The 2,013-nt window shown below is 35.1% G+C and carries 1 protein-coding gene and 1 pseudogene; both read left to right on the top strand.

The features are described 5' to 3' along the window. Positions 1-303 (top strand): annotated as a pseudogene (locus tag H5072_RS18010) (hypothetical protein); the annotation flags it as partial. Further along, positions 287-2,013: LapD/MoxY N-terminal periplasmic domain-containing protein (locus H5072_RS18005; RefSeq protein ID WP_182694330.1), on the top strand; the 1,727-nt coding region annotated here is incomplete at its 3' end. The pseudogene H5072_RS18010 and the gene H5072_RS18005, both read left to right, overlap by 17 nt.

Below are 2,013 nucleotides of genomic sequence, written 5' to 3'. Positions count from 1 at the left end.
CGCACAGTAAACCAGCCCCACATGGTACTTATATATATAGAAGATCCAAACAGAATTCCCTTTGTTTTAGGTAACTTTAATACTAAACTGCTGCCTGCTAATAAACGCCCAGATTTAACGCCTATTTACAGTTTTAATGGTCAAGGCCTTTGGTTAGCAAAATCGAAAGGGTTAGGCAATAAGGTAAAAAATAGCCGTGGTGTGTCGGCTTGGAATACTATGCTAGAGCGAATTGAACAAGGTGAGCTTGCTCCCATTAAAAGTAACATTAAAGGAACTACCAGTTATGTCTCGACTTTTTAAAAATGGATTGAGTCTTAAAACCCAAGTTTACGGTTTAATAATCGTTATTTCGGTTGTTTCATTTGTGGTTAGGGTAGTTACAGATGTTGAAACCACCCGTGATTACTTACAAACCCAAATGGGAAGCCATGCCCAAGACACTGCTACTAGCTTAGGGCTTTCTATTTCGCCTTATTTAGAGCCAGAAAACCTAGTAATAGCAGAAACAATGGCTACTGCTATTTTTGATTCTGGTTACTATAAAGAAATTAAATTTACAAATTCACAAAGCCAAGTTGTATTTGATCTGGAAAATCCTAAGCGTGTTGAGTCTGTGCCTAATTGGTTTATTGCTTTAAGTAGTTTAAAAGCACCCACTATGCAGTCGGAACTAAATAATGGTTGGATTATGGCGGGTATACTTGAGGTTACAAGCCATACTGGACAGTCTTATGTAACGTTGTGGGAGCATACAAAACGCAGTTTTTATGGTTCTTTTTTAATACTAATTGCCTCGCTTGCAGTTGCCTTTTTAATATTACGTGAAGTATTTAAGCCTTTAAAAGCAGTTGAGCATCAAGCTCACCTTGTTACTCGTAAACGCTTTACATTAAACGAAGAAATACCTATTGCACGAGAGCTGCGCACAGTAACTAAAGCTATAAATAATATGGTTATTAACTTACAAAGTACTTTTGATTCTTTAACTAAGCAAACACAAGCCTTAACAGAAGAAGTTTATATTGATTCTTTAACAGGGTTAGGTAATCGAAAGTTATTTGAAAATCACTTTAGCTCGGTTGTTGACACAATAACCATTGATGCTCCCCTTACTGCAATGATGATTACCCTACCTTCACTTACAAATATAAACCAAAGTGTTAGCTATCAAGATGGTGACGCCCACGTAAAAGATGTAAGTGTTATTCTTACTAAAATTATTGGTAACCTTACTAACTCTAAAATATTTAGGTTAAACGGTAGTACTTTTATTGCGCTGATTCCTTACGATACGCAGTTTTTAAACAGAACCCGTTTAGAAATTACAGATGCTTTTAGTAAACAAAAAAATAGCTTACACGTTAATGGGTTTGCTAATTTTGCAATATTGGAAGTTAATAAAGGCTCCTCTATTGGTAGTGTATTATCTGCTTTAGATACAGGTAGTACTATTGGCGATACAATAGACACTAACAAAATAGATAAAGATACGCTATTTAGTGTTAATCAATGGCGTACACTTATTCAATCGATTATTGACTCTGGTGAGGTTAGCTTTTCGGTGCAGCCAGTTAAACGGGCTAACTCTCAAAACAAGCAGTGTTACTTTGAGGCCTTTGCCCACTTTACCCATGAAGGTGAAAAGATAAACAATGGCCATTTATTTGCTATGGCCGAAAAACTTAATTTAACTGAAGAATTAGACAAAAAAATAATTCGTAACTTTGTAAATATAAAAGAACAATACCCTGATGACGTATTTGCCTTAAACGTAAGTAAGGCATCTTTATATTCAGCTGATTTTATACAATGGTTAACGCTTTATGCGCACACGAAACCCGTTATTAAAACTAACCTCATTTTTGAATTACATGAAATTAGTTTACTTTATAATGTACATATAGCTTCAAAGCACATAGATGCAATTAAAGATATTGGTATTAACGTGTGTATAGAGCACTTTGGAACAAGTTTAACGTCGTTTAGGTATTTACAAGGCCTTGATATTGA

Source organism: Pseudoalteromonas sp. SR45-5 (assembly GCF_014163565.1).
GTDB classification, from domain to species: domain Bacteria; phylum Pseudomonadota; class Gammaproteobacteria; order Enterobacterales; family Alteromonadaceae; genus Pseudoalteromonas; species Pseudoalteromonas distincta.
This window is presented reverse-complemented; position numbering and strand designations above follow the sequence as displayed.